Raw genomic sequence first — 4,333 nt, 5'->3', positions numbered from 1 at the left:
CCTCAAGGGAGAGGGTGGAGGAGAATACTCACCTTTTATCTCCTGCCATCTACCGTTTTTAATATTTGGCAAAAAGCCATGTTCACCGTTGGGAAGGTCAGAAGATATAACCTTTTCAGGGATTTGATAACCATACTTATCCGTAAAAGAACACCCCTCTATAATAAATGAATTATACTGTCCTGTCTGGCCAAGAGATGGCTCTTTGAAACTTAAAGAAAATGTCTTTATATTCCCTGAAGCACCATCTAAAATTTTTGCTGTTTTTATCCCTGATGATGTAATTGACTGAGTTTGTCCTAACTGGATAGATGGGAAAACAAGTAATGGTGTTAAGAGAAATAAAACAATTGGCAACAGTCCTTTCTTCTTATTCATTCTTCTTTCTCCTTTTTGTTTAAAACTACTTCATTATACCTTTTATATTATGACTATGAAATAAGCAATAAGGTTTATCCCTTTTTTACCTTCACCCTTCCTCTTCATTTCCCTCTCCCTTAGAGGGGAGGATTGTTCTTTCTTTCCTCGCCCTTGAGGGGAGAGGGACAGGGTGAGGGTGAAACATTTATCCTGATTATTATCAGTTCCCCTGTGTGAAAAGGTCTGGCTCTTCTGCTTTATAATCTCCGAGATACTCCTTTTCCCATAATGGGTCTGTATATCTCCTGTAATGTCTATTATATTCAGGCATCTTACCTTCTTCTATCATCTTTAAATAATCTTCAGCCCCTGGGTCAGTAGGAAGTGCTTCTGTCTCTCTCACAATTCTATAAAAGTCCTCAGAGTTATCCCTTATAGCACAGGGAGTAAGTAGATTACCACATTTGTGTTTTGGCTGTTTGAGCCAGTAGTTATCCTGCCATGCCCTTAATCTTGCAAAAAGTGGAGATTTTATTGCATCTGTTATGGTTTTACCTTTTTCATACAGGGTATAGAGATTACCGTATTCTTTGTCCTTAAAAGGTATAAATACACAGGGAGTAATAGTTCCATCCCACATTATATAGAAATATCCGCCACCCCTCGCTGCAGCCATACAACCATCAGAAGCAGTCCCTGAATTCCAGAAGTCCCCTATAAAGATCTTTTTCTCTTTCACCACACTCCATATCCTTTCAAGCATCTTATACCTCTGTTCAGGAGTTACCATAAGTTCAAAGTTTGGCTTTCTTCCTATAGGCATATACTGAAAGTACCATCCATACATAGCACCCTTTTTATTAAAATAAAAATCCAGAAACTCATCAGAAAGTAGAAGTTCTGCATTGTATCTCGTTGGTGTTGCTGATATACCAAAGGGCACTCCATATTCCTTCAAATTATCCATTGCATCCGTAATCCTTTTGAAAGTTCCTTCTCCTCTTCTATCATCTGTTTCTTTTTCAAATCCCTCAATAGATATAGCAGGAGTAAAGTTTCCTAACTCCCCGAGCCGTTTTGCCACATCTTTTGTTATGAGTGTTGCATTGGTATAAGCCATGAAATAACAGTCAGAGTGTGTCTCTAATATATCAAATAGTGTCTTTCCACTTTCCCTGTACGCAAACGGCTCTCCACCTGAAATGACAAAAAAGTATGCACCAAACTGGTCCTTTATCTCTCTTATTACTCTATCAAAAACATCATACCTTAAGGTATGCCTCTGATATATCTCTCCCGCATAACAACCCTTACATTTCAGATTACATACATTGGTAGGAGAAATAGTTACAAAGGAAGGTGGTCTGAACCCATGCTTTTCTTCAAATGTATGCCTTACATATACCCCCTCCACCATTACCTTGCTGATTAATATGTCTGCAAGTGCTCTCATACACCTTGGAGATATTGCCTTTGACTCAAACGCTCTCTCAATGGAACGGAGAAGGGCACTCCCCATATAATACCTTTCTTCCTTTACTTTATCGGGTCTATCCAGAGATTTAAAGGACAGTTTATAAGTAGCCCTCTCCAGAGCATCTATAAGATACTTCCTCGTCAGCGGACTCCGTAAACCAACACTTAACATTGTTGTAACAAACTTCTGAGATGGTCCTTTTTCCATTACATTAAGGAGTTTGGATTCCATATTAATCATAGGAACCTCCTTTTTACATCTCAAATAACAGTAATGTATTTTACCACAAAAGCCCTCTATCTATAAACAGTTGTGATAAATCCCCCTCCTAAAAGAACATCTCCTTCATAAAAAACTGCTGCCTGTCCGGGTGTAATAGCCCACTGAGGTTTATCAAAAACCACCTTTGAATAATTATACCTGTCAGGCGGATATATGGTAGCAGGTGATTCTGTATGTTTGTACCTTATTCTCACATATGCTTTGAGTGGCTCTTTTATCCCTTCAATAGATACCCAGTTAGGTTTTTCCACAAGGAATTCACTTTTATAAACCTTTCTTTTGTCTCCCACTACAATTCTGTTATGTTTTGTGTCTATCTCTATAACATAAAGGGGGATTCCCTTAGCAATTCCCATCCCTTTCCTCTGTCCAACAGTATAAAAGACAATCCCTTTATGTCTTCCTATAACATTCCCTTCTATATCTAAAATATCCCCCTGTTTTTCCTTACCTGAAAAAAATTTTTTTATATCTCCATCTATAAAGTCCTGGCTCTCTTCTTTATCACTTACAGGCAGTTTATACCTTTCTGCTATACTTCTTACCTCTGTCTTTGTATATTTTCCCAGTGGAAACATTACATTTGAAAGTTGTGTCTGCGTAAGTAAAAAAAGAAAATAACTCTGGTCCTTATTTTTATCCATCCCTTTTTTAAGAATGTATCTTCCTTTTCTTCTGTTATACCCCACATTCGCATAGTGCCCTGTGGCAAAAAAGTCAAAACTATCCATCTCTCTCATTTTTTCAATTAGAATCCCGAATTTTATATATCTGTTGCATACCACACAGGGATTGGGCGTCCTTCCTTTGATATACTCTTTCTTAAAGTAGTCCAGAACCGCATTAGAAAATTCCTTTACAAGGTCAACGATATAAAGTTTTATACCCAGCATCTCTGCAACACTTTTTACATCTTCAGTATCTTTTCTGTCAGGGGAAAAACAGGAATGTCCTGAAATGAACCCTTTATACTTTTCATCCCAGACCTTCATAAACACACCACTAACATCATATCCTTCTTCTTTCAGTAGAAGTGCAGACACAGAAGAATCAACACCACCACTCATTCCTACAAGTACCTTCTTTCTCATTGGTTATAATGTGTGTGAAAAAAGTTCAGTCAACAGCAACAACCTCTTTCACTTCTGGCACCCTTTCCTTTATAATTGCCTCTATCCTCATCTTCAGTGTAAAAGCAGAAAAGGGACATCCCTTACAACTGCCCTGAAGACGGACACTCACCTTACCTTTTTCATCCACATCCACAACCTCACAGTCACCACCTTCTGCCTGCAAGAATTTCCTTACATCCTCTAATGCCTTCTCAACCTTTTCCTTCAGTTCCATTGTCTCTCCTTATAATCTCAGGTTTCATTCTTTTACCTGTCTCATTCCCTTTTTTCAATCCATAATACCAGAATGCTGTAAACACAGAAAGAAATATTACCATCTTTAAGGAAAGAAAGGGGACATAATATGCTGATATAATTCCTGTAATAAAACCTATCACTGGTAAAGCATAAATAAAAAAGACCCCTTTTAACAATCCACTATCATCTATCCTTACTATTACACTATCTCCCACCTTTACCTTTCCATCATTTGCTGCTTCAAGAAAAAAGAACCCTTTCTCTTTTCTACATAAACAGCAGCAACCACAATGCCCCTTGTCCTTTCTATCTACCATAACTATCACTGTATCTCCTTTTACTTCTACTGCTTTACCCTTTTCTTCCAGCATTTCTTCTCCTGTAGTCCTCTATGGCTGCTTTAAGTCCATCTTCTGCCAGGACCGAACAGTGCATCTTTACAGGTGGAAGTCCTCCGAGAACATTTTCCACATCCTTATTTGTGAGTTTCTCTGCTTCTTCTATTGTTTTCCCTTTTACAAGTTCTGTAAGGACTGATGATGTTGCAATGGCTGCACCACATCCAAATGTCTCAAACTTTATGTCCTCTATAACATTGTCCTTTACCTTAATGTATATCTTCATCACATCACCACAGACAGGACTGCCAACAGTACCAACACCATCTGCATCCTCTATCCTCCCCATATTTCTCGGGTTTTTTAAGTGTTCATATACCTTTTCTGTATAGTCCATTTCTTTCCTCCTTCTTCTTTTCTTCCCTCTCCCTTACTCTTCTTTTCCCCTCTCTCAGAGGGGAGGGGATTAAGGGGAGGGTGAAACCTTTGCTTACTCTCTCCACCCC

At 38.5% G+C, this 4,333-nt stretch carries 6 protein-coding genes; all 6 read right to left on the bottom strand.

Going from position 1 to position 4,333, the window contains the following annotated elements; translation table 11 throughout:
• Positions 1-378: hypothetical protein (locus tag N3D17_07605; protein MCX8083231.1), on the bottom strand; the 378-nt coding region annotated here is incomplete at its 3' end.
• 202 nt (positions 379-580) lie between these two features.
• A complete protein-coding gene (locus tag N3D17_07600) occupies positions 581-2,077 on the bottom strand; it encodes a radical SAM protein (protein ID MCX8083230.1) in 1,497 nt (498 codons plus the stop codon).
• Positions 2,078-2,133: 56 nt separating this feature from the next.
• The gene (gene mnmA / locus N3D17_07595) at positions 2,134-3,210 is read right to left on the bottom strand and encodes a tRNA 2-thiouridine(34) synthase MnmA (GenBank protein ID MCX8083229.1); all 1,077 of its coding nucleotides are present in this window, start codon (positions 3,208-3,210) and stop codon (positions 2,134-2,136) included.
• 25 nt (positions 3,211-3,235) lie between these two features.
• Positions 3,236-3,460, bottom strand: coding sequence for a NifU family protein (locus N3D17_07590; GenBank protein ID MCX8083228.1), 225 nt, complete (start codon positions 3,458-3,460; stop codon positions 3,236-3,238).
• Complete coding sequence (locus N3D17_07585; protein ID MCX8083227.1) at positions 3,444-3,860, bottom strand: SoxR reducing system RseC family protein; 417 nt, start codon at positions 3,858-3,860, stop codon at positions 3,444-3,446. Before N3D17_07585 ends, N3D17_07590 begins: the two co-directional genes overlap by 17 nt.
• On the bottom strand, positions 3,841-4,224 hold the full coding sequence (gene nifU, locus N3D17_07580; protein ID MCX8083226.1) for a Fe-S cluster assembly scaffold protein NifU: 384 nt from the start codon (positions 4,222-4,224) through the stop codon (positions 3,841-3,843). The genes N3D17_07585 and nifU overlap by 20 nt, the downstream gene beginning before the upstream one ends.
• Positions 4,225-4,333 lie beyond the last annotated feature (109 nt).

The organism is bacterium (genome assembly GCA_026414725.1).
In the GTDB taxonomy this organism is placed as follows: Bacteria; Ratteibacteria; UBA8468; order B48-G9; family JAFGKM01; genus JAAYXZ01.
The sequence above is the reverse complement of the archived record's forward strand: the minus strand, read 5'-3'. Positions and strand labels throughout refer to the sequence as shown.

Coding starts and splice junctions, on each gene's coding strand:
- N3D17_07600 (MCX8083230.1), bottom strand. CDS start 2,077: ATGATTAATATGGAATCCAAACTCCTTAATGTAATGGAAAAAGGACCA.
- mnmA (MCX8083229.1), bottom strand. CDS start 3,210: ATGAGAAAGAAGGTACTTGTAGGAATGAGTGGTGGTGTTGATTCTTCT.
- N3D17_07585 (MCX8083227.1), bottom strand. CDS start 3,860: ATGCTGGAAGAAAAGGGTAAAGCAGTAGAAGTAAAAGGAGATACAGTG.
- nifU (MCX8083226.1), bottom strand. CDS start 4,224: ATGGACTATACAGAAAAGGTATATGAACACTTAAAAAACCCGAGAAAT.